Source organism: Janthinobacterium sp. 75 (assembly GCF_004365495.1).
Taxonomy (GTDB): Bacteria; Pseudomonadota; Gammaproteobacteria; order Burkholderiales; family Burkholderiaceae_D; genus Janthinobacterium.
In genome coordinates this window covers 1,272,716-1,298,692 of record NZ_SORD01000001.1, presented here as the reverse complement: position 1 = coordinate 1,298,692, position 25,977 = coordinate 1,272,716, and the positions used below count along the sequence as shown (strand labels likewise).

Below are 25,977 nucleotides of genomic sequence, written 5' to 3'. Positions count from 1 at the left end.
CGCCCCCCGATTTGTTACGCACTCTTGTTACTTTTTCCGTTTGTCCGAGGTCTTCTGTGCTTCGGGCACGGCCGCATACGCAGCCGGGTCACCGGAGTCGGTAGGATTCATGAACACGGCCTTCAATTGCGGCGGCATGGGGAATTTCAGGTTGATGTTTTTCGGCGGGATCGGCGAGGTAAACCATTTCGCATAAATGCGGTTGATGTCATCGCTCTTGTACAAGCGAATCAGCGCTTCGTCGACCACTTTCTTGAAGGCCGGGTCGCCCTTGCGCAGCATGATGCCGTACGGTTCGACCGACAGCGCTTCTTTGGTGATTTCGTAGTCGTTCGGGTTCTTCGAGTTGGCCACTTGCGACGCCAGCAGGATGTCGTCGTTGGCTTCAGCCACCGCGCGTCCCGTTTCCAGCATCAGGAACGATTCAGGATGATCCTTGCCGACGGCGATGGTCATGCCCAGGTTCTTTTCCTTGTTCAAAATCGTCATCTGCTTGATGGTCGACGTGCCGGCCGTGGCGACGAGAGTCTTGCCGCGCAAGTCTTCCAGGGTCTTGATGTTCGACGTTTTCTTCGACAGCACGCGGTTTCCGATGACAAACATGGTGGGCGCGAATGCCACCTGTTGCTGGCGCTCCAGGTTGTTCGTCGTCGAGCCACATTCGAGGTCGATGGTGCCGTTGGCCATCAGCGGAATGCGGTTGGCCGACGTGACGGGGCTCATCACCACTTTCAGTTCGCTCATGCCCAGGTGCTTTTGCAGGGCCGTGACGACTTTCATGCACAGGTCGATCGAATAGCCTTGGTATTGCTGCTTGTCATCGAGATAGGAGAAGGGAACGGAGCCGTCGCGCACACCGAGGGTGACGGAACCGGCTTTCTTGATCTTGGCCAAGGTGCCGGTCAATTCCTGGGCCTGGACTGGCGACATGCTGCTGATGACACCGACGCTAAGCAGCGTGGCGATGATTTTGGTCAATTTCATAAATTCTCCTGGACGGACAAACCGGACACAAAGCCGGACGAAACAACTGTGGTGCTAACGCCACCAATGGAATTAATTTTATTTCATTTTCAGCGCTCGACTAGCCGTTTTCTGCGATTGTCCGCAAATAGGCGCTATACGCGCGCCTGAATCAGCGCGCCTGTAGCATTTTTCCTACTGATTTCGCCCCGCCGATTTATTTTGCCGGCGCCAAGCCCTCCAGCGCGTCGCCCTCCTCCTCCTCATCATCCCTGTTCGCCTGCTGGCGTTGCCACATCTGCGCATACAGGCCATCGAGCACCAGCAATTGCGGATGCGTGCCCCGCTCGACGATGCGGCCATGGTCGAGCACCAGGATTTGCTGGGCGTCGGCCACCGTCGACAGGCGGTGCGCAATAACCAGCGTGCTGCGGTTTTTGGCAATTTCCTTTAACTGCGACTGGATCGCCTGTTCGGCCTTCGAATCGAGCGCCGAAGTGGCTTCATCGAAGATCAGGATGGCCGGGTCTTTCAGCAAGGTGCGGGCGATGGCCACGCGCTGCTTTTCGCCACCCGACAGTTTCAAGCCCCGTTCGCCCACCATGGAATTGTAGCCATCTGGCAAGCTTTCAATAAAATCATGGATCGATGCCGCTTTCGCCGCCGCCACGATGGCGTCCTTGCTGGCGCCCGGCTTGCCGTAGGCGATGTTGTATTCGATGGTGTCGTTGAACAGCACCGTGTCCTGCGGCACGATGCCGATGGCGGCGCGCAAAGAGTCCTGCGTGATTGTCCGCAAATCCTGGCCATCGATGGTGATGCTGCCGCCATCGACTTCATAGAAGCGGAACAGCAAACGCGACAGCGTCGACTTGCCCGAACCGCTATGTCCCACCACGGCCGTGGTGGTGCCGGCGGGTATCTGGAAATCCACGTCGAACAGGATTTGCCGCTTGGCTTCATAGCTGAAATCCACATGCGAGAAACGCACGGCCGCGCCCCGCGTCACGAGCGGTTTGGCCTCTGGCGTATCGGCGATTTCGCGGTTTTCGTTCAGCAGGGAAAACAATCGTTCCATGTCGGCCAGGCTTTGCTTGATTTCGCGGTAGATGACCCCTAAAAAATTGAGGGGAATGTACAGCTGAATCATGAAGGCGTTCACCAGGACCAGGTCACCCAGAGTCATGCTGCCGTTGATCACACCCACCGTGGCGCGCCAGAGAATTAACGTCACGGCCGTGGCGATGATCAAGGACTGGCCCGTATTGAGCAGGGACAGGGACGTTTGCGATTTAACGGCGGCTGATTCATAGCGCTGCAAGCCTTCGTCGTAGCGCTTTGCCTCGTAATCCTCGTTGCCGAAATATTTCACGGTTTCATAGTTGATCAGCGAATCGATGGCCTTGGTATTCGCCTTCGAGTCGAGGTCGTTCATGGTGCGGCGGAAATGCGTGCGCCAGTTCGTCACCAGCACGGTAAACGCGATGTACGACACGAGCGCGACGGCCGTGATCACGGTGAACCAGATGTCGTAATGCAAGACCAGATAGCCGAGCACCAGGGTGATTTCCACCAGGGTCGGCAAGATGTTGAACAAGGTATAGGAAATGAGCGAGCCGACGCTGCGCGTGCCCCGTTCGATATCGCGCGTCATGCCACCCGTCTGCCGGTTCAAGTGGAAGCGCAGCGACAGCGCATGCAGGTGGCGGAATACTTGCAGGGCGATGGTGCGCACGGCGCGCTGCGTGACCCGGGCGAACAGGAATTCGCGCAGCTCCGTAAACAAGGTGGTCGACAGGCGCAGCAAGCCGTAGGCTACCAGCAAGCCGACCGGCAGCACCAGCAGCGCTTGCGGGTGCGCCGCCGTGATCGTCATGGCGTCGACGAGTTTTTTCAGGATCAGAGGCACGCCCACGTTGGCCAGCTTGGCGCCCACCAGGCACAGCAGCGCCAGCAGTACCCGCCATTTGTAGACCCACAAATACGGCAGCAAGGTCTTGATGGTGGCAAAATCGCTGTGGCTGGCGGAAGCTGGCGAGTGGGGCGGAGGGGGAGTCTGGGAACGGCGCATGGCGAAGGTCGGCTTTTTATGGTTCAATCTGGGCAATTGTAGCCTTTCATGAGAATAAACGATGAGCACCTCCCCCGACCGCCCCGACAACTGCCTCGCCTCCGGTCTGCCCGCCGGAAAAATGCCGGAACTGCGCATGATGCCCGCGCCGTCCGACGCCAATGTGTACGGCGACGTCTTCGGCGGCTGGATCATGGCGCAAGTCGATATCGCTGGCTCGCTGCCAGCCACGCGGCGCGCCAACGGCCGCGTCGCCACCATCGCCGTCAATTCCTTCGTCTTCAAAAATCCCGTGTTCGTCGGCGATCTGCTGTCTTTCTACGCCGAAATAGTCAAGGTTGGCAATACCTCGATCACTGTCAATGTCGAGGTGTATGCCGAACGCAACCGCCTGCAGGCATGCATCGTGAAAGTCACGGAAGCGACCCTGATCTATGTGGCGACGGACTCCGACCGCAAGCCGCGCAAGGTGCCGCCCATCGAGACCCTGCTGTCGCAATAATTCCACACTATGGATAGTCAGCGCCGCATCTTTCTGCAGAGCGCTGCGCGCATCACGGCACTGGCTGCCGCTGGCAGCGTGCTGTCACGTTCCGGTGCGAGCGCCGCCACGCGCCTCAATGGCACAGGCTATCCGTTTGCGCTCGGTGTCGCTTCCGGCTCGCCCTTGGCCGACGCCGTCGTGCTGTGGACGCGCATCTGCTACGACCCGCTGCACGCAGCCGCCACGCCCGCCATTGCCCTGACCGTACGCTGGGAAGTGGCCGAAGACGAGGCTTTTCGGCGCATCGCCGCCAAGGGCCAGGCCACGGCCATGCCCTCCCTCGCGCACAGCGTGCACGTCGACGTGGCAGGCCTGGCGCCCGGGCGCTGGTACTGGTACCGCTTTATGTTTGGCGACGCCGTCAGCCCCATGGGCCGTACGCGCACTGCACCCGCCGCCGATGACCTTCCCGCCTCGCTGAAGCTGGCCGTGGCCTCATGCCAGCACTGGGAATTCGGCGCGTATGCGGCGCACCGGCACATTGCCGCAGCCGCGCCCGACCTGGTGGCCTTCCTCGGCGACTACATCTATGAATGGGGGCCATACCAGCTGCAGCACCCGGGCCGCGCCTTGCGCACGCACGAAAGCTTTACCCTGGACGACTACCGCGCCCGCTACGCACAATACAAGAGCGACCGCGACTTGCAGGGCGCGCACCTGGCCGCGCCATGGATCGTCACCTGGGATGATCATGAAGTGGCCAACGATTACGGCAACGACCGGGACGAATTGCTCACGCCCACCTTTTTGCAGCGCCGCGCGGCCGCCTACCAGGCGTTTTATGAACACATGCCGCTGCGCCTGCTGCCGCTGGGGCGACGGGGCTTTGTCGACATGCGCATCTACCAGCGCTACGACTGGGGCCGGCTGGCGCGCTTCCACGTACTGGACGACCGCCAATACCGCGCCTATCACGCGTGCGCCAGGCCGGGCCGCGGCGGGTCCAATTCCGTCACCACGCGTAATTGCCCCGACTTGCTGAAACCGGAACGCACCATGCTGGGCGAGGAGCAGCAGCGCTGGCTGCAAGCAGGGCTCGATAATTCTCCCGCGCGCTGGAACATCCTGACCCAGCAAACCCTGATGGCGCAATCTAGCCAGGTGCCCATCCTGCGGCCCGGCGACGAGCGCATCTGGACCGATGGCTGGGATGGCTATCCCATGGCGCGCCAGCACCTGCTCGACTCCCTGCGCAGCAGCAAGGCAAGCAACCCGCTGGTGCTGTCGGGCGACGTGCACACGTTTTATGCCACGGAACTGAGCCGCAACGCCATGCGCCCCACCGGCAGGGATAATCCCGTGCTGGCCACGGAGTTTTGCGGGACATCCATCACGTCCAGCTCCCGCCCCCAGGCGCGCACGGACCAGTACGTGGCGATGAACCCGCACATCCGCTACGGACGCAGCGACAAGCGAGGCTATATGTTGATGGAAATCACGCCAGAGAAAACCACGACCCTGTTCCAGGGTCTGGAGGATGTGCGCGACAGCGCTTCTACCATCGCGACACTGGCCAGCTTTACCGTCCGGGACGGCAAGGCTGGCTTGCAAAGTTGAAGCCTAGGCAACCTTCTTTTCGTCGCGTAATTGACGGCGCAAGATCTTGCCGACATTGGTCTTCGGCAATTCATCGCGGAACTCGATGTATTTCGGTTTCTTGTAAGCCGTCAATTCATGCTTGCAATGCTCACGGATCTGTTCCACCGTCAGGTTCGGATCCTTGCGCACGACAAACACTTTCACGGCTTCGCCCGAGTTGGCGTCCGGCACGCCGATGCAGGCGCATTCGAGCACGCCCGGGCACGACGAAACAACGTCTTCCACTTCATTCGGATACACGTTGAAGCCGGACACGATGATCATGTCTTTCTTGCGGTCGACGATCTTCACGTAGCCGCGCTCGTCCATGACACCCACGTCGCCCGTCTTGAAGTAGCCATCCGCCGTCATCGACTTGGCCGTTTCGTCCGGACGCTGCCAGTAGCCAGCCATCACTTGCGGGCCGCGCACGGCGATCTCGCCAGGCTCGCCCAGCGGCACTTCCACGCCGTCATCGTTCAAAATGGCCACTTCCGTCGAGGGGAAAGGCAAGCCGATGGTACCCGTGAATTCCGTGATATCGACGCGGTTGCCCGTCACCACGGGCGATGTTTCCGACATGCCATAGCCTTCGATCAGCGGGCAGCCCGTCAGTTTCAGCCAGCGTTCGGCCACATTGCGCTGCAAGGCCATGCCGCCGCCATTGCATACCTTGTAGCTGGAGAAATCGAGCTTGGCAAACTCGGCATTATTCAGCAGCGCGTTATACAAGGTATTCACGGCTGGGAAGACGACGATCTTGTGCTTGGCCAATTCCTTGACGAAACCGGGGATGTCGCGCGGGTTGGGAATCAGCACGCTCATGCCGCCCAGGCGCATGCCCATCAGGGCGCTGACCGTCAGCGAATAGATGTGATACAGGGGCAAGGCGCACATGAAGCCCATCGAGGTGGCACGCATTGCAGGCGTCATCACGGGCGACATCCACGCCTCGTTTTGCAGCACGTTGGCGATCACGTTACGGTGCAACAACATCGCGCCTTTCGACACACCCGTCGTACCACCCGTGTATTGCAGGAAGACGATATCGTCATGCCCCTGCTGCACGGGCTGCAAGGTCAGGCGCGCGCCTTCGGCCAGCATCTTGTTGAAACTGATGGCGCCCGGCAAGGAAAACGCGGGCACCATTTTCTTGATCTTGCGCACGACGAAGTTGACGATGGCGCCCTTCAAGCCACCGAGCAAGTCGCCCATGGTGGCGACGATCACATGCTTGACCTGGGTATGCGGCAGCACCTGTTCCACCGTGGTGGCAAAGTTTTCCAGCACGATGATCGCTTCGCTGCCCGAATCGATCAACTGGTGCTGCAATTCACGGGGCGTGTACAGCGGATTCACGTTGACCACCGTGTAACCGGCGCGCAGGATCGCGGCCATGGCGACCGGATACTGCAGCACGTTCGGCAGCATGATCGCCACGCGCGCGCCCGTCTTCAGGCCCTTGCTTTGCAGCCAGGCGCCCATCTGCAGCGACAGCTTGTCGAGCTCGCGGTAGGTAAGGAATTTATCCATGCACACGAAGGCGTTGCGGTCCGCATATTTCTGGAACGACTCTTCCAGCAAATGCGTGACGGAACGGTATTGCGTGCAATCAATCTCTGCGGGAACGCTGTCCGGGTACGACTTCAACCAAATCTTGTCCATCTCGCCTCATCTTTATCTGTAAAAGGGACGCGCCTCCAGGCGCATCCCACACTGTTTATGCTGCTATCTTCGTTTCGTCACGCAGGGCGCGACGCAAAATCTTGCCGACGTTGGTTTTCGGTAGTTCATCGCGGAACTCGATGTATTTCGGCCGCTTGTAGCCCGTGAATTGTTCTTTGCAATACGCGGCCAGCACTGCCTGAGTCAGGTTCGGGTCCTTGCGCACGACAAACACTTTCACTGCCTCGCCAGAATGCTCATCGGGCACCCCCACGCAGGCGCACTCGAGCACGCCAGGATGGGCCGCGATGACGGCTTCGACTTCGTTCGGATACACATTGAAGCCGGAGACGAGAATCATGTCTTTCTTGCGGTCCACGATCTTCACGTAGCCGCGCTCATCCATGATGCCCACGTCGCCCGACTTGAAGTAACCGTCTGGTGTCATGACCTTGGCCGTCTCGTCGGGGCGATTCCAGTAGCCCGTCATCACTTGCGGGCCACGGATGGCGATCTCGCCCGTCTGTCCCAGAGGTACTTCCTTGCCGTCATCGTCGAGGATGGCGATCTCGGTCGACGGAATCGGCAAGCCGATGGTGCCGGAGAATGCCGTGCTGTCGGCGCGGTTGCAGGTAGCGACAGGCGACGTTTCCGACAGGCCATAGCCTTCAATGATGGACACGCCCGTCGCCTGCAGCCACTTGTCGTTGACGGCTTGCTGCACCGCCATGCCGCCGCCATTGGCGATCTTCAAACCCGAGAAATCGAGCTTGGCAAAATCAGGGTGATTCACCAGCGCGTTATACAGCGTATTGACCGCTGGCAGCAGGTTGAATTTGTACTTGCCCAGTTCCTTGATCAGGCCCGGGATATCGCGCGGATTCGGGATCAGGATATTCAGGGCGCCCACGCGCGTGCCCCACATCGCACATGCCGTCAGGGCAAAGATATGGTACAGCGGCAAGGCGCAGACGATGATCAGCTGCTCCTTGCTGTTCTGGTCGAGCGCCGCGCCCGACCACGCTTCGCTCTGCAGCACGTTGGCGATCACATTGCGGTGGCTCAAGGTCGCGCCTTTCGACACGCCTGTCGTGCCACCCGTGTATTGCAGGAAGGCAGCGTCATTGATGCTCAGCTCGACTGGAGTAAGTTTCATGCGGCTACCCAGCGCCAGCGCTTGCTTGAAACGCATGGCATTCGGCAAGGAATACGCGGGCACCATCTTCTTGACGTTGCGCACGACAAAATTGACGATCATGCCCTTCAAGCCACCCAGCATCTCGCCCATGCTGGCCACGATGATGTGCTTGACGGCTGTCTTGCCCAGCACTTGCTCGAGCGTATGGGCAAAGTTTTCCAGCACGATGATCGCTTCGCTGCCCGAATCGTTGAGCTGATGCTCGAGTTCGCGCGGCGTGTACAGCGGATTGACGTTGACCACCGTGTAGCCGGCACGCAGCACGGCAGCAATGGCGACCGGATACTGGAGCACGTTCGGCATCATCAGGGCGACTCGAGCGCCTTTTTTCAAGCCGCGGCTTTGCAGCCAGGCGCCCAGCTGGCGCGAATAGGTGTCGAGTTCGGCATAGGTGAGAAATTTGTCCATGCAGACATAGGCATTGCGATCCGCATATTTTTGAAACGCTTCTTCCAGCAAATGCACCAGCGAACGATATTGATCAGGATCGATGTCGGCGGGGACGCCGGGAGGGTACGACTTCAGCCAAATTTTGTCCATCCTGTGCCTCTTGTCTCGAATAATCGTGGGGGAGCCGGCGCAGCCTGCCGGCGCGGATCATTGCTGCGGATTCTGTTGTCCTGCAGTCAGTTTGAGCATTCTGACGAGCAATTGCTCTATGCTACTAATGCGATGCTATCGGTCGCCGCGCTTCCATGCAAGCGCTTTCAACAGTATTCGAGCGGCAACTCTAGGGGTATTTTATGCTGCAATGCAACATGGCAAATACACTGTTGCAGGATCGTTTGCCCTGACGTGCGAGACAATCTTTACGGGTCACGGGCTGGACAATTGTTCCAGCGCATGCCTGCGCTCAGGCTTCTTGACTTGAGCCATTGTGTGCACTGCAGCATAAAAAGCACGAAAGTTCTTTTTTTCTTCCAGCAATTTTTTGAAGGCAGGCAGAAATTCATTGTAGGTGGACACGGAAGCCAGGTGCGCATTGCTCAATGGCTGCTCGAACCAGCGATCGTAACCGGCAAACCCACCCCAGTGTTGCTTGAGCACCTGATATGCTTCTTGCAATGCCGCAAACACCTGCGCCTTGCGCGCACGCTTGTCCGCATCGCTGGCGTCGCTCGCATACACGGCTTCCAGTTCACTCCGGTAACGCAGCAGCAAGGCCAGGAAATCCTGGCGCCGCGCCGCATACTGGGCGTATGACGCCCGCATCGCGTCATTGCCCTCGCGCGCCAGCCAGCGCTGCACGCCCGCCTCTTCCACCGCGCTGGCAAACGACTCGTTGAAGGCGGAATCGCCGGGCACGTACACGACTTGGTGCGCCAGTTCATGGAAAATCAGGCGCGCCAGTTCCGCATCGTTGTAATTGATAAAGGTCGACAACAGGGGATCGTCGAACCAGCCCAGGGTGGAATACGCGGGCACGCCGCCAACCTGCACGTCGTAATGCTGGGCCCGCAGTTCGTCGGCATACGCGAACGCCTCTTCCTTGCTGTAATAGCCGCGGTAATTCACGCAGCCGGCGATGGGGAAACACCATTGCAGCGGCTGCAATGACAGTTCCGGCGTGGCCACCACGTTCCACAGTACGAAGGGGCGCCGCAGGGCCGCGTAGTTCTTGTAACTGCCATTGTCGGGCAAGTCCAGCTCGCTGACGGCAAAGCGGCGGATCTGCTGCGCCTTGGCCAGGCGCACTTTGAGGCGCGGCTCGGTGGCCGGGTCGTCCAGCCAGTCACCGATGGGCCGCGCACCCGACCACAGGGCATATTGCCCCTGCGCCGCTTGCGTGTAGTAGCGCAACTGCGTGCAGCCGCCCAGCAGCAGGCACACCGTGCCGGCAAGCAAGTGGGCCGGCCAGCGCAGCAGGGCCATGGTCAGCCAGCCTTTTCCACTTCGACCAGCGTATCGTAAAAGGTAGGCGCGCGGCCCATGTCCGTCAGGCGCTGGCTCGTCACTTCATTGGCATTCTTGCCGTCGCTGGCGAGTTTCTTCCACCACACGGACAAGCCCACCACCAGGCCCCGTCTCGCCTTGTCCGTCACCCTGGCCTTGGCAACAAAACTGCCGCGGTCGTTGAAGATGCGCACCATGTCGCCGGCCACGATGCCGCGCGCGGCGCAATCGTCAGGGTGGATATCGAGGTGCGGCTCGCCCTCGGCCGCGCGCAGGCTTTTCACGTTGACGAAGGTGGAATTGAGGAAATTGCGCGCCGGCGGAGAAATCATGGCCAGTGGATAACGGGCCGCCAGTGCGGGATTGCTGGCCAGCGACTCGTGCGGTGCAATATAGGTCGGCAAAGGATCGAGTCCCGCCTGCGCCATGGCGCTGGAATAAAACTCGCACTTGCCCGATGGCGTGGGAAAGCCGCCCGTGGCGAACGGCGCCTCGGCCATGGCCAGCTTTTGCCAGCCCGTGCGTTTCAGCGATTCCCAGTCGAAATGTACGGCGCGCGCATCCGTCGCATCGAACGCCTTGGCCGCCAGCGCATCGTCGCTTTCCTGAAAGCACGGGTCATCAAAGCCCATGTGCTGCGCCAGCAGGCGGAAGATTTCCGTATTCGCCTTCGCTTCGCCCAGCGGCGCCACGGCCGCATTGTTTGCCATCATGTACAGGTGGCCATAGGTAGAGTGCGCATCGACATGTTCCAACTGCGTGGTGGCAGGCAGCACGATGTCGGCGTAATCGACGGTATCGGTCTGGAAGTGCTCGAGCACGACCGTAAACAAATCTTCGCGGGCAAAACCCTGCGCCACTTTCGAGGAATCGGGCGCCACCGCCAGGGGATTCGAGTTGTAGACGATCACGGCCTCCACTTGCGGGCCGAACTCGGGCGAGCTGGTTTTCAGCAGATCGTCGCCGATGGTGCTCATGTTGATCGTGCGCGGCGTGCCTTTGAGCAAATCAGGGCGCTGCAAGGCCTTGCGGTTGACGGGAAAGGAACCCGAGCTCGACAGCTGCATGCCGCCGGCCGGATGGCGCCAGGCGCCCGTCAGGGCCGGCAGGCAGGCGATGTTGCGCACGGCCATGCCTCCACCATGCACGCGTTGCACGCCGTAGTTGGTACGGATGGCGGCGCCCTCGCCAGAACGGCACGCCTGACCGTACAGGCGTGCCAGTTCCACCACTTCCGTGGTGGTGATGCCGCACACCTCGGCTGCGCGCTCGGGCGGCCATTCCAGGGCGCGCTGTTTCAGGGCATCGTAGCCTACTGTGTAGCGTTCGATGTAATCATGATCGAGCCAGTCTTCCGCGATCAAGACATGCATCAAGCCCAGAGCCAGGGCCGCATCGGTGCCTGGCAGCAAGGCGATATGCTGGTGGCACTTTTCGGCCGTCAGCGAGCGGTAGGGATCGATGGCGATCAGGGTCGCGCCATTGCGCTTGGCCTCTTGCGCCCGCATCCAGAAGTGCAAGTTCGAGGCGATCGGGTTGCCGCCCCAGATGATGATCAATGTCGCGTTCTGGAATTGCTCCAGGTCCGTGCCGATGCTGGCACCCACCGTGTAGCGGTAGCCCGTGGCGCCGGCCGAGGCGCAAATGGTACGGTCCAGCAAAGAAGCACCGAGCTGGTTGAAAAAGCGCGAAGACATCGATTCGCCCTGCACCAGGCCCATGGTGCCGCAGTAGCTGTACGGCAAGATCGCCTGTGGATCGCGCGCGGCGATCGGTTTCAAGCGGGCCGCGATGGTCTGCAGTGCTTCTTCCCAGCTGATGCGCTCGAACTTGCCTTCCCCCTTCTTGCCCACGCGGCGCAGCGGATGCAGCAGCCGGTCCGCATGGTAGGTGCGCTCCGTGAAGCGCGACACCTTCGTGCACAGCACGCCAGCCGTGGTCGGGTGGTCAGGATCGCCCTTGACGGCGGTGGCCACGCCATCGGTCACGGTGACCAGCAAGGCGCAGGTATCAGGGCAGTCGAGCGGGCAGGCGGCGCGCACTTGGGTGGTGGTCATGGTGCAATCCAAAAACGTTGGGGGAAGGCGATACTGTAAACCATTCCGTGCGCTTGCTGTTGGCGCCATGGCAAGCTGGTCCGTGCGCTGGATTTACCCGGCAAACAAGGGCTACAATGCATTATTAGCCGCGCCTGTTTTTGATCAAACAGCCGCGGTCCGGCGCGCCATACATTGCTGCGTGCCAGCATCCACAGGAGAGTTCCATGAAACTAGTTGATCCCATCTTGGCGTTTCAATCTGAGCTGCAAGGTATCCGCCGCGACCTGCACGCGCATCCCGAGCTGTGCTACGAAGAACAGCGCACCTCGGACGTGGTCGCCGCCAAACTGACGGAATGGGGCATTCCCGTGGTACGCGGGCTGGGCCGCACTGGCGTGGTCGGCATCATCCAGAACGGCACCTCGACAAGCGCCATCGGCTTGCGCGCCGATATGGATGCCTTGCCCATGCAGGAAATGAATACCTTCGAGCATGCTTCACGCCACCCGGGTAAGATGCACGCCTGCGGTCATGACGGCCACACGGCCATGCTGCTGGGTGCCGCCCATTACCTGGCGCAGCACCGCCATTTCGACGGCACGGTCTACCTGGTCTTCCAGCCGGCAGAAGAAGGCGGCGCCGGCGCGCGCGAAATGATCGAAGACGGTTTGTTTACCCGTTTTCCCATGGATGCCATCTATGGCATGCACAACTGGCCAGGCGCTGAAACAGGCACCCTGAGCGTGGTGGAAGGCCCGATGATGGCGTCGAGCAATGAATTCCACGTTACCGTCAAGGGCAAGGGCGCGCATGCGGCCCAGCCCCACAAGGGCATCGATCCCGTGATGGTAGCCGTGCAGATCGCGCAAAGCTGGCAAACCGTCATTACGCGCAACAAGAGCCCGCTAGACACGGCCGTGCTGTCGATCACGCAAATCCATGCGGGCAGCGCCACCAATGTCATTCCCGATGACGCTAGCCTGGTCGGCACCGTGCGCACCTTCACCACCCCCGTGCTGGACCTGATCGAGGAGCGCATGCGCGAAATTGCCGTGCACACGGCCGCCGCTTTTGGCGCGGAAGTCGAGTTCCATTTCAAGCGCAACTATCCGCCGCTGGTCAACCACGCGAAGGAAACGGCGTTTGCCGTCGAAGTAATGAAAAGCGTGGTGGGCCCGGACAAGGTCAACGCGAACGTCGAACCGACCATGGGTGCGGAAGATTTCGCCTTTTTCCTGCAAGAAAAAGCCGGCTGCTACATCTTCATCGGCAATGGTGATGGCGAGCACCGCGATGGTGGCCACGGCCTTGGCCCTTGCGTCTTGCACAATGGTAGCTATGACTTCAACGACCATCTGCTGCCCATCGGCGCCAGTTTCTGGGTCAAGCTGGCTGAAGCGAGCCTGCCCGTCGCTTGAATCAGCTCAATTTATCCGGACCGGTGCCCAGGCGCTGGCCCGGATTCAACGCTTCCAGGGCCAGCAAGGCGGCCGCATGGTCGGCCGTCGGGTACGTTTCGGCTATGGTTTCATAGCGCTGCGTCACCAGTTGCGTCACCGGCAAGGTGACGCGCGCCGTCTCGGCTGCCGCGAGGATGTTGTGCATATCCTTGATCTGGCTTTTCACCTGCCCTCCGGCAACAAAGTTGCGTTCCAGCATGCGCAGGCCATGGGCCTCCAAAATCTTGCTCTCAGCAAAACCGCCACGGATGGCTGTGCGCACGGCGGCAGGGTCGGCTCCGGCAGCCTGTGCCAGCAACAGCGCTTCGGCCACGATGGTCAATGTTGCACCGACGATCAACTGATTGCACAGTTTGGCAACTTGGCCACTGCTTGGCGGGCCCACCAGGGTCGGGCGCCCCATGGCTGACAGAATCGTTTCAATTCGTGCGTAATCGCTGGTATCGGCACCGGCCATGATGGCCAGGCTGCCCGCCTGCGCCCCGCCGACGCCGCCCGACACGGGCGCATCGATAAAGGCATGGCCTGCCGCCTGCAAGGTGGCATGAAATTGCTGGGCTTCAGATTGCTTGGTGGAACTCATATCGATCCAGAGCGCCCCTGCGCGCAAGGCCGGCAGCGCCTCTTGCAGCACCTGTGCCACGATGGGACCGGCTTCCAGCATCGAGATAACCACGTCCGCACCATAGACTGCCTCAGCCACTGAAATGGCTGGCTGCGCCCCTGCCGCACGCAGGACTTCGGCCTTACTGTGCGTGCGATTCCAAATTGTGACAGAATATCCAGCGCGTAGCAGGCACCGGACCATCGGATCCCCCATCAGACCGATACCGAGAAATGCGATTTTTGTAGAGAATGTCAATTGAACCCCTGATATTTACAAGTGGCGAGAGCGGCATGCAAAGCAAGGTGCCTGTACAAACAAGACAATAGCCTATCGGCCAATTTTACGATGAAAGCCTCTATGTTCTTCAAGAAGAATCTCCTCAAATCCATCGCCGCCGTTGCCGCGTTGATGGCGGCCAACGCCGGCTTTGCCGCCGACGACAAGCTGATCGACTCTGTCTACGGCGAATATGCCAAGGGAGTTAAGGTACAAATGGTACGCGCCGGTGTGACCTCGAACTGGGATAAAGCCTGGTTCGTATCGAATGGTACGCAGCTGAGCGGTTACTGGGATGCCAGCATTGGCGGCTGGGATGGCAAGAGCTATCAGAATGTCCCAGGCCAGCATCAAAAACTGTGGGACCTGGGCTTTACTCCCGTCTTCCGCTTTGAAAATACGAACAAGCTGGGCTTCTATGCAGAAGGCGGTATTGGCGTACACATGCTGTCGAAGCTGTACGATAACGACGATAACCGCCTGTCGACCCACTTCCAGTTCGGCGATCATATCGGCATCGGCTATATCTTCAATAACAAATGGGAAGTCGCTGCGAAAATCCAGCATTTCTCAAATGGCGGCTACAAAAAGCCAAACAGTGGCGTCAATTACATGAACGTCAAAGTCGCTTATCACTTTTAATTGATTTGATAAATGACAAAGGCAGCGCGCAGCGCTGCTTTTTTTACGCCTGTTTGCTTTGCAAGACAAAGCAGCAGACGAAAAAAAACCCCACCGGAGTCCGGTGGGGTTTTTCTCTACTGCGAATAACAAGCCTGACGATAACCTACTTTCACACTGGTTGCAGCACTATCATCGGCGCAAAGTTGTTTCACGGTCCTGTTCGGGATGGGAAGGGGTGGGACCAACTTGCTATGGTCATCAGGCATAACTTGTACTGACGGTTGCTCCCGATTGGGCAGCAGCGTCATGAATCTGGAAGAAGTATTGGTATTTACTGAGGTGTTACTGGGTAATGAGTAGTATCAACAACTCACAACGTTACTTTCTCATCCTCTGTACCTGCTAAGGTTATAGGGACAAGCCGTACGGGCAATTAGTACTGGTTAGCTTAATGCATTACTGCACTTCCACACCCAGCCTATCAACGTCCTGGTCTCGAACGACCCTTCAAAGAGCTCAAGGCTCTGGGAAATCTCATCTCAAGGCAAGTTTCCCGCTTAGATGCTTTCAGCGGTTATCTCTTCCGAACTTAGCTACCCGGCAATGCCACTGGCGTGACAACCGGTACACCAGAGGTTCGTCCACTCCGGTCCTCTCGTACTAGGAGCAGCCCCCTTCAAATTTCCAACGCCCACGGCAGATAGGGACCAAACTGTCTCACGACGTTTTAAACCCAGCTCACGTACCACTTTAAATGGCGAACAGCCATACCCTTGGGACCGGCTACAGCCCCAGGATGTGATGAGCCGACATCGAGGTGCCAAACTCCCCCGTCGATATGAACTCTTGGGAGGAATCAGCCTGTTATCCCCAGAGTACCTTTTATCCGTTGAGCGATGGCCCTTCCATACAGAACCACCGGATCACTATGTCCTACTTTCGTACCTGCTCGACTTGTCAGTCTCGCAGTTAAGCACGCTTATGCCATTGCACTATCAACACGATGTCCGACCGTATCTAGCGTACCTTCGAACTCCTCCGTTACACTTTAGGAGGAGACCGCCCCAGTCAAACTGCCTACCATGCACTGTCCCCGATCCGGATAACGGACCAAGGTTAGAACCTCAAACAAACCAGGGTGGTATTTCAAGGTTGGCTCCACGAGAACTAGCGTCCCCGCTTCAAAGCCTCCCACCTATCCTACACAGATTGGTTCAAAGTCCAATGCAAAGCTACAGTAAAGGTTCATGGGGTCTTTCCGTCTAGCCGCGGGTAGATTGCATCATCACAAACATTTCAACTTCGCTGAGTCTCGGGAGGAGACAGTGTGGCCATCGTTACGCCATTCGTGCAGGTCGGAACTTACCCGACAAGGAATTTCGCTACCTTAGGACCGTTATAGTTACGGCCGCCGTTTACTGGGACTTCAATCAAGAGCTTGCACCCCATCATTTAATCTTCCAGCACCGGGCAGGCGTCACACCCTATACGTCCACTTTCGTGTTTGCAGAGTGCTGTGTTTTTATTAAACAGTCGCAGCCACCAGTTTATTGCAACCCTTTCACCCTCATGGAGTAAACCAATCAAGCTACCGGGGCGTACCTTTTCCCGAAGTTACGGTACCAATTTGCCGAGTTCCTTCTCCCGAGTTCTCTCAAGCGCCTTAGAATACTCATCTCGCCCACCTGTGTCGGTTTGCGGTACGGTCTCGTATGACTGAAGCTTAGAGGCTTTTCTTGGAACCACTTCCGATTGCTTCGTGAACAAGTTCACTCGTCTCAACCCCTTGAATTCCGTACCCGGATTTGCCTAAGTACCTTCTATGAGCCAAAAACCAACTATTCCAACAGTTGGACAACCTTCCGCGATCCGTCCCCCCATCGCATCATACGATGGTGCAGGAATATTAACCTGCTTCCCATCAGCTACGCATCTCTGCCTCGCCTTAGGGGCCGACTCACCCTGCTCCGATGAACGTTGAACAGGAAACCTTGGGCTTACGGCGTGGAGGCTTTTCACCCCCATTATCGCTACTCATGTCAGCATTCGCACTTCTGATACCTCCAGCATCCTTTACAAGACACCTTCGCAGGCTTACAGAACGCTCTCCTACCATATATATTGCTATATATCCGCAGCTTCGGTGACTGGCTTAGCCCCGTTACATCTTCCGCGCAGGACGACTCGATCAGTGAGCTATTACGCTTTCTTTAAATGATGGCTGCTTCTAAGCCAACATCCTGACTGTTTTAGCCTTCCCACTTCGTTTTCCACTTAGCCAATCTTTGGGACCTTAGCTGGCGGTCTGGGTTGTTTCCCTCTTGACGCCGGACGTTAGCACCCGACGTCTGTCTCCCAAGCTCGCACTCATCGGTATTCGGAGTTTGCAATGGTTTGGTAAGTCGCAATGACCCCCTAGCCATAACAGTGCTCTACCCCCGATGGTGATACTTGAGGCACTACCTAAATAGTTTTCGGAGAGAACCAGCTATTTCCAAGTTTGTTTAGCCTTTCACCCCTACCCACAGCTCATCCCCTAATTTTTCAACATTAGTGGGTTCGGACCTCCAGGGCGTGTTACCGCACCTTCATCCTGGCCATGAGTAGATCACTTGGTTTCGGGTCTACACCCAGCGACTGATCGCCCTATTCGGACTCGATTTCTCTACGGCTTCCCTATTCGGTTAACCTTGCCACTGAATGTAAGTCGCTGACCCATTATACAAAAGGTACGCAGTCACGGAACAAGTCCGCTCCTACTGTTTGTATGCACACGGTTTCAGGATCTATTTCACTCCCCTTCCGGGGTTCTTTTCGCCTTTCCCTCACGGTACTGGTTCACTATCGGTCGATTACGAGTATTTAGCCTTGGAGGATGGTCCCCCCATATTCAGACAGGATGTCACGTGTCCCGCCCTACTTGTCGTACGCTTAGTATCACCGGTCTGATTTCGAATACGGGACTATCACCCGCTACGGTTCCTATTTCCAGAGGATTCTTCTATCAGTCCGACTATCACGTACAGGCTCTTCCCATTTCGCTCGCCGCTACTTTGGGAATCTCGGTTGATTTCTTTTCCTGCAGCTACTTAGATGTTTCAGTTCGCCGCGTTCGCCTTGCATACCTATGTATTCAGTATGCAATACCCTAAAAGGGTGGGTTGCCCCATTCGGAAATCTGCGGATCAAAGTGTGTTTGCTCACTCCCCGCAGCTTATCGCAAGCTACTACGTCCTTCATCGCCTGTAATCGCCAAGGCATCCACCATGTGCACTTATTCGCTTGTCCCTATAACGTTAGCCTCTCATCATTTGCATAATGAAAGAGCGCTACAGGGATAAGAAAGTACAACGTTGTTGCTTGTTTGTTGATACATACAATCATTACCCATCGATTTGCTTTTTACGGCAAACCAATCAATAAATAATCTTTACTTCTTCCAGATTGTTAAAGAACGAAACAGCTTTGATCGCTAAAAGATCAAACCTAAACCACAGTCTTGTTGACCGGCTTACGTTTGCACTTTCGAGTAAAACTTGGTGGAGGATGACGGGATCGAACCGACGACCCCCTGCTTGCAAAGCAGGTGCTCTCCCAGCTGAGCTAATCCCCCGGGAATTTTTACTGGTAGGGCTGGTTGGACTCGAACCAACGACCCCCGCGTTATCAACACGGTGCTCTAACCAGCTGAGCTACAGCCCCAACGCGGAACTACTACGACTACTGTTTCTTCTTAATTAAACAGCCGATAAGTGTGAACATTTGATGCGTGAATCATTACTGATTCGTGCAAACTCTAGAAAGGAGGTGATCCAGCCGCACCTTCCGATACGGCTACCTTGTTACGACTTCACCCCAGTCACGAATCCTACCGTGGTAAGCGCCCTCCTTGCGGTTAAGCTACCTACTTCTGGTAAAACCCGCTCCCATGGTGTGACGGGCGGTGTGTACAAGACCCGGGAACGTATTCACCGCGACATGCTGATCCGCGATTACTAGCGATTCCAACTTCATGCAGTCGAGTTGCAGACTACAATCCGGACTACGATACACTTTCTGCGATTAGCTCCCCCTCGCGGGTTGGCGGCGCTCTGTATGTACCATTGTATGACGTGTGAAGCCCTACCCATAAGGGCCATGAGGACTTGACGTCATCCCCACCTTCCTCCGGTTTGTCACCGGCAGTCTCATTAGAGTGCCCTTTCGTAGCAACTAATGACAAGGGTTGCGCTCGTTGCGGGACTTAACCCAACATCTCACGACACGAGCTGACGACAGCCATGCAGCACCTGTGTACTGGTTCTCTTTCGAGCACTCCCAAATCTCTCCGGGATTCCAGCCATGTCAAGGGTAGGTAAGGTTTTTCGCGTTGCATCGAATTAATCCACATCATCCACCGCTTGTGCGGGTCCCCGTCAATTCCTTTGAGTTTTAATCTTGCGACCGTACTCCCCAGGCGGTCTACTTCACGCGTTAGCTGCGTTACCAAGTCAATTAAGACCCGACAACTAGTAGACATCGTTTAGGGCGTGGACTACCAGGGTATCTAATCCTGTTTGCTCCCCACGCTTTCGTGCATGAGCGTCAATCTTGACCCAGGGGGCTGCCTTCGCCATCGGTGTTCCTCCACATATCTACGCATTTCACTGCTACACGTGGAATTCTACCCCCCTCTGCCAGATTCTAGCCTTGCAGTCTCCAATGCAATTCCCAGGTTGAGCCCGGGGATTTCACATCAGACTTACAAAACCGCCTGCGCACGCTTTACGCCCAGTAATTCCGATTAACGCTTGCACCCTACGTATTACCGCGGCTGCTGGCACGTAGTTAGCCGGTGCTTATTCTTCAGGTACCGTCATTAGCAAGAGATATTAGCTCTCACCGTTTCTTCCCTGACAAAAGAGCTTTACAACCCGAAGGCCTTCTTCACTCACGCGGCATTGCTGGATCAGGCTTTCGCCCATTGTCCAAAATTCCCCACTGCTGCCTCCCGTAGGAGTCTGGACCGTGTCTCAGTTCCAGTGTGGCTGGTCGTCCTCTCAGACCAGCTACTGATCGATGCCTTGGTAGGCTTTTACCCTACCAACTAGCTAATCAGATATCGGCCGCTCCACGAGCATGAGGTCTTGCGATCCCCCACTTTCATCCTTAGATCGTATGCGGTATTAGCGTAACTTTCGCTACGTTATCCCCCACTCTAGGGTACGTTCCGATATATTACTCACCCGTTCGCCACTCGCCACCAGAGCAAGCTCCGTGCTGCCGTTCGACTTGCATGTGTAAGGCATGCCGCCAGCGTTCAATCTGAGCCAGGATCAAACTCTTCAGTTTAATCTCTGTTACTTTGCCATTTTATTGGCACCGTCTTGCGACGGGTCGCTCACTCAAAAAACTGACAGGCTACTTCCGAAGAAGTATCCTATTTCATTATTTCTTGTGAACATTTGATATTTTAAGTTTTACAGCGATCCGAAGATCACTGCTGCACTTACATCAAATGCCCACACTTATCGACTGTTAATTGTTAAAGAACTGTGATCGGTACTGCTTTCGCGCTATCAACAAAGCGTTGTGTTTGTCAGCTGCGAAGAAGGAAGAGTATGAAGCATTTTGCTACGTCCGTCAACTCCTTCTTTTTTCTCCCTTCACTCGGCATTTGCATGCGTCGTTCAGCGAGGGGGCGAATTATAGCCCTGCCCCGCACGCCCCGCAAGGGCTATTTCCCCCCCCCTGTGAAACAAGCCTGGCACCGCATTTGCTTATACAGGCTTATGCACTGTCCACTGATGAGAGCGACTCTGGGCCTGGCAGCAACACTGGGGACAGCCCAGCTCGCTTTGCTTTGCTCCCATCTGTGACAGGTGCTACATTATGGAACACTCTCGATATTCAAAAGAGCGCCGCATTACAGGGCCCAACGGAGGCAACGAGATCATGTATCAAACGTCCGCTACTTACCGTAGCACACCGTTCTCGTCTATTGCAGACGCGAACACCTCGCAGGCAGGACAGGACAACGTCCCCGTCATCATTGAAACTTCCCACCAGCGTTCAGTCGCCTTTGGCCTGTCGCCCACCGCCACGCCAGAATTTACGCCAGCAGGAAAATCCGATCTGTCCTTGCTGATCGAGCGAAACCGCATGCTGCACATGCACGCACTGCCCGCGATGGAAACGCTGTACCAGCAAATCGTCAACACGCACAATATGGTGATCTTGACGGATGCCAATGGTGTGATCGTGCATTCGCTGGGCGATGATGATTTCCTGGAAAAAGCCAACCGGGTGGCCTTGCAGCCAGGCGTGGCATGGTCGGAACAAAGCCGGGGCACGAATGCCATCGGCACGGCCATCACGGAGAAAGTACCCACCCTGGTCCATGCGGACCAGCATTACCTGGCCGCCAATCATTTCCTGACGTGCTCTGCGGCACCGATCACCGACCACAGGGGCAATGTTATCGGCGTACTGGATGTCTCGAGCGACCAGCGCAGTTTTCACAAGCATACGATGGCCCTGGTACGCATGTCGGCGCTGATGATCGAAAATCAGCTGTTTTCCGCCACCTTCGAAGATGCCATCACCGTCCACTTCCACGCGCGCCCCGAATTCATCGGCACCTTGATGGAAGGCATCGCCTCATTCACCCCGGGCGGACGGTTCTTATCCGCCAATAAGAACGGTTTATTTCAGCTGGGCCTGTCATTTGCCGCGCTGCAATCACATACCTTCAGCTCCCTGTTCGGCTTGCCCGTGTCTGCCCTGTACGACCATTACCGCACGGCCGCGCCAGGATTGCTGAACCTGTGCATGCACAGCGGCGTGCGCGTATATGGTCGCGCGCAATTGCGCCTGGCCAATAGTGCCTTCCAGCACGGTTTCACAGCCAGCACCGACCATGGCGATATCAACGCCGTGCCGGCCCCGGTTCCCGCGCCGGCCAGCCACGCGGCCAACGCGGCGCGGCGCCTGTCCGGCCTCCGTTATCTGCGCACGGGCGATCCGCAACTGGAGCTGGTGATCGAAAAAGTCAACAAGGTATTGGGGCGCGACATTCCTATTCTTGTCATGGGCGAAACGGGGACTGGCAAGGAATTGCTGGCGCAAGCCATCCATAACGATTCGCCGCGCGCCATGGGACCGTTTATCGCCGTCAATTGCGCTTCGATCCCGGAAACCCTGATCGAGTCCGAGCTGTTCGGCTATGAAGACGGGGCATTTACGGGCGCGCGCAAGAAAGGCGCCATCGGCAAGATTTTGCAGGCGAACGGCGGCACCCTGTTCCTCGATGAAATCGGCGACATGCCCTTTGGCTTGCAGGCGCGCCTGTTGCGCGTGCTGCAAGAACGCATGGTCACACCGCTGGGCAGCAGCAAATCGATCACTGTGAATGTGGAACTCATTTGCGCCACGAATCACAACTTGCGCGAACGCATGGCCAAGGGGCTCTTTCGCGAAGACTTGTATTACCGCCTGAATGGCCTGGTGGTAAAACTGCCGCCGCTGCGAGAACGCACGGACCTGGAAACGGTCGTGAAAAAGATCCTTGCAACAGAAGCGCCCGACACGCGCTATACGGTCGCGCCAGACATCCTGCGCATGTTCCACCAGCATAAATGGCCAGGCAATTTCCGCCAACTGACGAACCTGTTGCGCACGGCCATCGTCATGGCTGGCGACGAGCATGAAATCTGTTTGCGTCACATGCCCGATGATTTCCTCGACGATATTGAGATGACGCAAGCCCATGCCGCCAGCGCCAGCACGGACCGCATGATCGCCGCTGGCGCCAACCTGGAAGAAATGGAACAAAGCGTGATCCTCAAGTCGCTCGATGCGCATGGCGGCAACGTCTCGGCCACGGCCAGGGCCCTGGGCGTATCGCGCAATACGATCTATCGCAAGGTGCCACATCTGAAATAGCCTAAAGCAGACGGGGAAAGCCGGGCGACATCTTGCGCTGCCCCGACTTGTCGATAGTCATCAGGTCCACGCCCTGCATGTGCGCGGCCATGGCATGCGCACGCGCGGCGCCCGTCACCATGAAGGTCGTTGACAAGCCATCGGCCAGCAAGCCCGTGGGGGCCAGCACGGTCACGCTGGCCAGTTCTCCCGGCGAATCACCGTTCGCTGGGTCGAAGATATGGTGATGCACAAAGTCGGGCGTGAACGTGCATTCGTAGTCGCCCGACGTGGCCACGCTGCGCCCTTCCACTTTCAGGGTGGCCGCCAGGATTTCCCCGTCGCGCGGGTCCTGGATGCCCAAGGTCCATGGTCGGCGCGGGGAGCGCTGTCCGCGCGCAATGAACTCGCCCGTGTCGAGCAGCGCGTGCCGTATGCCGCGCGCCTGCACGGCCGCCAGCGCCATGTCCGCCGCGTAGCCTTGCGCCAGGCCGTTCAAGGTCAGCGCCATGCCGGGCTGAAGAAAATGTACTTCGCGCCTGTCCCACGCCAGTTGCCTCCAGCTCACCCGCGCCTGTGCCGCGCGGCGCAATGTGTCCGTCGGCAAGCTGGCCTGGTCCGCCGCCGCGCGAAACAGCTGCCACAAAGGTTGCACGGTGATATCAAACGCCCCATCGCTCCATTGCGACAAGGATTGCGCCTGCGACAGCACGGCCAGCAGATGCGCGTCCGGCCGGGCCAAGCGCCCATCGCGGTTCAGCTGGAAGACTTGGCTCGCTGGACTGTAAATGCTCATCAGGCGGTCGATATTCCTGGCCGCATGCAAGGCATCTTCAATGGCCAGTTCGGCCTGGTGCTGATCATGGTGCAATACGGTGACGGCGATGGTCGTGCCAAATCCCAGCGCGGCGCCTTGATAAGGCCGTACGCCGGACGCCGTGGCCGTGCCGCGCGCCATGATGCCAGGCAAAGCCAAGCCCGCCATGCCGGCCACGCTGCCGATGGCGGCGGAAATAAACGTCCTACGCTGCATTGCTGCTCTCCTCTGCCGTGGCCCGGACTATGGGAATGGTGCGGGCACGCTTGATTTCCAGCATCAAGGGGGCACATTTTTCATCGCTGGCGTAAATCACCACGCAATCCATACACTGAAAACACTCACCGTAATCGACTTTCCCGCTGGGCGCGATGGCGTGATACTCGCAACGGTGGCGGCAAGTCTGGCAAGGCGTGCCGCATTCCTTGCGACGGGGAATCCAGTTGAATAGGCGAAAGCGCCCCAGCAGCGCCAGCGCCGCGCCAAACGGGCACAGGTAGCGGCAAAAGAATTTGTAGGAAACACTGCTGAGCAGCAGCAAGCCCACGGCATACGCGACGAAGGGCCAGGCGCGCACAAAATTCAGGGTAATCGCCGTCTTGAACGGCTCCAGTTCCACCAGCTTGTCCGTGATTTGGCTGGAAAACATGCTGCTGCCAAGAATGGCCGCCAGCAAGCCATACTTGATCCATTTCAAGCGCCCGTCGAGGCGCGGCTTGATCTTCCACTGCGGCAAGCGCAGCCACTGGCCCAGCTTGCCCGTGAATTCCTGCAGGGCTCCAAACGGACACAGCCAGCCGCAAAACGTGCCCCGTCCCCATATAAATAGGCTGAGCAGCACAAAAGCCCACAAGATCACCGTCATCGGGTCGAACAGGAAAAAGCCCAGGCTGCGCCCCGCCAGCAACGCCTGGATGACGCCCGTAATATTGACGATCGATAGCTGCCCCTGCGCGTAGTAGCCGATGAAAGCGATGGTAAACAACAGGAACAGATTGCGGAACCAGGTAAATTGCCGCCCATCGCGCACCAGGCGTTTCTGCCAGGCCAAAGCGCCGGCCAGCAGCGCCAGCCCGGCGACCAAGAGCAGCAGTTCAGCCTTGCGGTTCTTCCACGTGCCGCGCCACGTGGCATCGTCGCCTTGTGGCGCGATATAGAAATCGGCGGGCAAGCGGTAGCTGAAATCCACGTTGCGGGCGATGCGTTCCGGATACACGATGCCCTTGTTGCGCGTGATAGGGAGAGAAAATGCCAGCGGGCTGGCCGGATCAAGCCCCGCCTGGCTGATGATGCGAAACACGGCGACATTTTCAGTCGGCAACGCCCCGCCCTCCGACAAGTGCAATTCCAGGTCCAGGTCGCGCATATCGATGGGCAAGCCATCCTGCTTCAGCAATAGCCGGTCGGGGACGGTGCCACGCACGAAATCGTCGCCCAGCACGCTGTAGCGCCCGCGCGACATCACGAGGATGGCGTGGTCGCCCTCGTCTAGCCGGTTGCGCAGCTTGTTCCAGCTGCGTTCCGTCAACAGCTTGCGTCCCACCGTGGGCACGGATACATAGGCCAGGTACAGGTCGATGAACACGCCGTCCGGCGCGCGTGTGGCTTCCACATCGAGTCCCGCGCCGGGACTGCCGGCAAACAGGCTCTCCACATCCTTGTTGCTCAGGCGTACATGCTGGATCAAGCCCTGTTTGAGCATCTGCGCCATGCTGAGTTCTTCAAACACATCCATGCGGATACGGGCGATCTGATCGGGATCGCGGCCTTGCGCGAAGCCGAGTTTTTTGCGCGACACTTTCAAGGCCGAGGCCAGCACGCTTTGATTGATGATGCGCACGGATGCCGTGGCCTTCGATACGCCATCGATATCGGCGTGGGTGGGGTCTGGCGCGCGTTTCTTCTTGGCATCGATGGCGATATTCTGTTTCAGCGACAAACCCTGATACTGTTTGACGAATTGAAACAAGGGCGCTTCTCCCAGGCCATCGAGAAACACGGGCTCATGCTGCGATAGAACAGACACGTCCAGAAAACTGCCCTGCGGATTAATGGCGATCAATAAATTGACGGGCACACCGGAAAAGCCGGGGATGGGCGCCAGGTCCACCGATTCAAAAACATAGCCGACCAGTTCGATGGCCGTCGCGTTTTGCCTGAACAAGGGCCAGACGGCCAAATCGGTCTCCTTGTCACCGACGACGATGGGAGCAGGAAAGCGCCTTGCCAGCTCGGCCTTGGTGAGCACGCCCGCCCACGCCTGGCCCAGGATAAACAGGAATAGCCAGCATCCGATGAACAACCGCATTGTCCGCATGCACTACGCTCCATGCGGCGCCC

14 protein-coding genes, 2 tRNA genes and 3 rRNA genes are annotated in these 25,977 nt (G+C 57.9%); 5 read left to right on the top strand and 14 right to left on the bottom strand.

Features of this window, described 5'->3' with window-relative positions; all coding sequences use genetic code 11:
• Positions 1 to 27 precede the first annotated feature (27 nt).
• Together C8C89_RS05970 and C8C89_RS05965 are read right to left on the bottom strand one after the other, a co-directional pair.
• Positions 28 to 984, bottom strand: coding sequence for an amino acid ABC transporter substrate-binding protein (locus C8C89_RS05970; protein ID WP_101483088.1), 957 nt, complete (start codon positions 982 to 984; stop codon positions 28 to 30).
• 196 nt (positions 985 to 1,180) lie between these two features.
• Positions 1,181 to 3,034, bottom strand: a complete 1,854-nt coding sequence (locus C8C89_RS05965) for an ABC transporter ATP-binding protein/permease (protein ID WP_133989127.1) — start codon at positions 3,032 to 3,034, stop codon at positions 1,181 to 1,183.
• Positions 3,035 to 3,170: 136 nt separating this feature from the next.
• On the opposite strand from C8C89_RS05965, the gene C8C89_RS05960 reads away from it, so the two are divergent.
• Together C8C89_RS05960 and C8C89_RS05955 are read left to right on the top strand one after the other, a co-directional pair.
• Positions 3,171 to 3,536: an acyl-CoA thioesterase gene (locus C8C89_RS05960; protein ID WP_226938791.1), complete on the top strand. Its 366-nt coding sequence runs from the start codon at positions 3,171 to 3,173 to the stop codon at positions 3,534 to 3,536.
• Positions 3,537 to 3,545: 9 nt separating this feature from the next.
• Positions 3,546 to 5,135: an alkaline phosphatase D family protein gene (locus C8C89_RS05955; protein WP_133989125.1), complete on the top strand. Its 1,590-nt coding sequence runs from the start codon at positions 3,546 to 3,548 to the stop codon at positions 5,133 to 5,135.
• A gap of 3 nt (positions 5,136 to 5,138) precedes the next feature.
• Here C8C89_RS05955 and C8C89_RS05950 read toward each other — a convergent pair whose 3' ends face one another.
• The 4 genes from C8C89_RS05950 to C8C89_RS05935 form a co-directional block, all read right to left on the bottom strand.
• Positions 5,139 to 6,821 (bottom strand): long-chain-fatty-acid--CoA ligase, encoded by a 1,683-nt coding sequence (locus C8C89_RS05950; RefSeq protein ID WP_101483091.1) that lies wholly within the window; start codon positions 6,819 to 6,821, stop codon positions 5,139 to 5,141.
• Positions 6,822 to 6,876: 55 nt separating this feature from the next.
• Complete coding sequence (locus C8C89_RS05945) at positions 6,877 to 8,559, bottom strand: long-chain fatty acid--CoA ligase (protein ID WP_101483092.1); 1,683 nt, start codon at positions 8,557 to 8,559, stop codon at positions 6,877 to 6,879.
• A 276-nt stretch (positions 8,560 to 8,835) separates the two neighbouring features.
• Entirely contained in the window at positions 8,836 to 9,891 is a 1,056-nt protein-coding gene (locus tag C8C89_RS05940; protein ID WP_133989124.1) for an aminopeptidase, read from the bottom strand.
• A 2-nt stretch (positions 9,892 to 9,893) separates the two neighbouring features.
• Positions 9,894 to 11,969, bottom strand: coding sequence for a molybdopterin oxidoreductase family protein (locus tag C8C89_RS05935; protein ID WP_133989123.1), 2,076 nt, complete (start codon positions 11,967 to 11,969; stop codon positions 9,894 to 9,896).
• A gap of 206 nt (positions 11,970 to 12,175) precedes the next feature.
• On the opposite strand from C8C89_RS05935, the gene C8C89_RS05930 reads away from it, so the two are divergent.
• Positions 12,176 to 13,369 carry a M20 aminoacylase family protein gene (locus tag C8C89_RS05930; protein WP_133989122.1) on the top strand — a complete coding sequence of 398 codons (1,194 nt, stop codon included), beginning with the start codon at positions 12,176 to 12,178 and terminating at the stop codon, positions 13,367 to 13,369.
• 1 nt (position 13,370) lies between these two features.
• On the opposite strand, the gene C8C89_RS05925 is transcribed toward C8C89_RS05930, so the two are convergent.
• Entirely contained in the window at positions 13,371 to 14,255 is an 885-nt protein-coding gene (locus C8C89_RS05925; protein WP_279587409.1) for an NAD(P)-dependent oxidoreductase, read from the bottom strand.
• Between the two features lie 108 nt (positions 14,256 to 14,363).
• Here C8C89_RS05925 and C8C89_RS05920 point away from each other — a divergent pair, with 108 nt between their 5' ends.
• Positions 14,364 to 14,936 (top strand): acyloxyacyl hydrolase, encoded by a 573-nt coding sequence (locus tag C8C89_RS05920; protein ID WP_243857911.1) that lies wholly within the window; start codon positions 14,364 to 14,366, stop codon positions 14,934 to 14,936.
• Between the two features lie 132 nt (positions 14,937 to 15,068).
• Here C8C89_RS05920 and rrf read toward each other — a convergent pair.
• The 5 genes from rrf to C8C89_RS05895 form a co-directional block, all read right to left on the bottom strand.
• Positions 15,069 to 15,181: ribosomal RNA gene (gene rrf, locus C8C89_RS05915) — 5S ribosomal RNA — on the bottom strand.
• Positions 15,182 to 15,330: 149 nt separating this feature from the next.
• Positions 15,331 to 18,206: ribosomal RNA gene (locus C8C89_RS05910) — 23S ribosomal RNA — on the bottom strand.
• 249 nt (positions 18,207 to 18,455) lie between these two features.
• A tRNA-Ala gene (locus C8C89_RS05905) sits at positions 18,456 to 18,531 on the bottom strand.
• A 12-nt stretch (positions 18,532 to 18,543) separates the two neighbouring features.
• Positions 18,544 to 18,620, bottom strand: a tRNA-Ile gene (locus tag C8C89_RS05900).
• 98 nt (positions 18,621 to 18,718) lie between these two features.
• A 16S ribosomal RNA gene (locus C8C89_RS05895) occupies positions 18,719 to 20,249 on the bottom strand.
• The 16S, 23S and 5S rRNA genes sit together here with 2 tRNA genes alongside, the layout of an rRNA operon.
• Positions 20,250 to 20,852: 603 nt before the next feature.
• On the opposite strand from C8C89_RS05895, the gene C8C89_RS05890 reads away from it, so the two are divergent.
• Positions 20,853 to 22,841, top strand: coding sequence for a sigma-54-dependent Fis family transcriptional regulator (locus C8C89_RS05890; protein ID WP_166674675.1), 1,989 nt, complete (start codon positions 20,853 to 20,855; stop codon positions 22,839 to 22,841).
• Position 22,842: 1 nt separating this feature from the next.
• Here C8C89_RS05890 and C8C89_RS05885 read toward each other — a convergent pair whose 3' ends face one another.
• Together C8C89_RS05885 and C8C89_RS05880 are read right to left on the bottom strand one after the other, a co-directional pair.
• Positions 22,843 to 23,853 carry an FAD:protein FMN transferase gene (locus tag C8C89_RS05885; RefSeq protein ID WP_133989121.1) on the bottom strand — a complete coding sequence of 337 codons (1,011 nt, stop codon included), beginning with the start codon at positions 23,851 to 23,853 and terminating at the stop codon, positions 22,843 to 22,845.
• Entirely contained in the window at positions 23,843 to 25,954 is a 2,112-nt protein-coding gene (locus C8C89_RS05880) for a 4Fe-4S binding protein (RefSeq protein WP_133989120.1), read from the bottom strand. The genes C8C89_RS05885 and C8C89_RS05880 overlap by 11 nt, the downstream gene beginning before the upstream one ends.
• Between the last annotated feature and the right edge of the window lie 23 nt (positions 25,955 to 25,977).

Coding starts and splice junctions, on each gene's coding strand:
- C8C89_RS05970 (WP_101483088.1), bottom strand. CDS start 984: ATGAAATTGACCAAAATCATCGCCACGCTGCTTAGCGTCGGTGTCATC.
- C8C89_RS05965 (WP_133989127.1), bottom strand. CDS start 3,034: ATGCGCCGTTCCCAGACTCCCCCTCCGCCCCACTCGCCAGCTTCCGCC.
- C8C89_RS05960 (WP_226938791.1), top strand. CDS start 3,171: ATGATGCCCGCGCCGTCCGACGCCAATGTGTACGGCGACGTCTTCGGC.
- C8C89_RS05955 (WP_133989125.1), top strand. CDS start 3,546: ATGGATAGTCAGCGCCGCATCTTTCTGCAGAGCGCTGCGCGCATCACG.
- C8C89_RS05950 (WP_101483091.1), bottom strand. CDS start 6,821: ATGGACAAGATTTGGTTGAAGTCGTACCCGGACAGCGTTCCCGCAGAG.
- C8C89_RS05945 (WP_101483092.1), bottom strand. CDS start 8,559: ATGGACAAAATTTGGCTGAAGTCGTACCCTCCCGGCGTCCCCGCCGAC.
- C8C89_RS05940 (WP_133989124.1), bottom strand. CDS start 9,891: ATGGCCCTGCTGCGCTGGCCGGCCCACTTGCTTGCCGGCACGGTGTGC.
- C8C89_RS05935 (WP_133989123.1), bottom strand. CDS start 11,969: ATGACCACCACCCAAGTGCGCGCCGCCTGCCCGCTCGACTGCCCTGAT.
- C8C89_RS05930 (WP_133989122.1), top strand. CDS start 12,176: ATGAAACTAGTTGATCCCATCTTGGCGTTTCAATCTGAGCTGCAAGGT.
- C8C89_RS05920 (WP_243857911.1), top strand. CDS start 14,364: ATGAAAGCCTCTATGTTCTTCAAGAAGAATCTCCTCAAATCCATCGCC.
- C8C89_RS05890 (WP_166674675.1), top strand. CDS start 20,853: ATGTATCAAACGTCCGCTACTTACCGTAGCACACCGTTCTCGTCTATT.
- C8C89_RS05885 (WP_133989121.1), bottom strand. CDS start 23,853: ATGCAGCGTAGGACGTTTATTTCCGCCGCCATCGGCAGCGTGGCCGGC.
- C8C89_RS05880 (WP_133989120.1), bottom strand. CDS start 25,954: ATGCGGACAATGCGGTTGTTCATCGGATGCTGGCTATTCCTGTTTATC.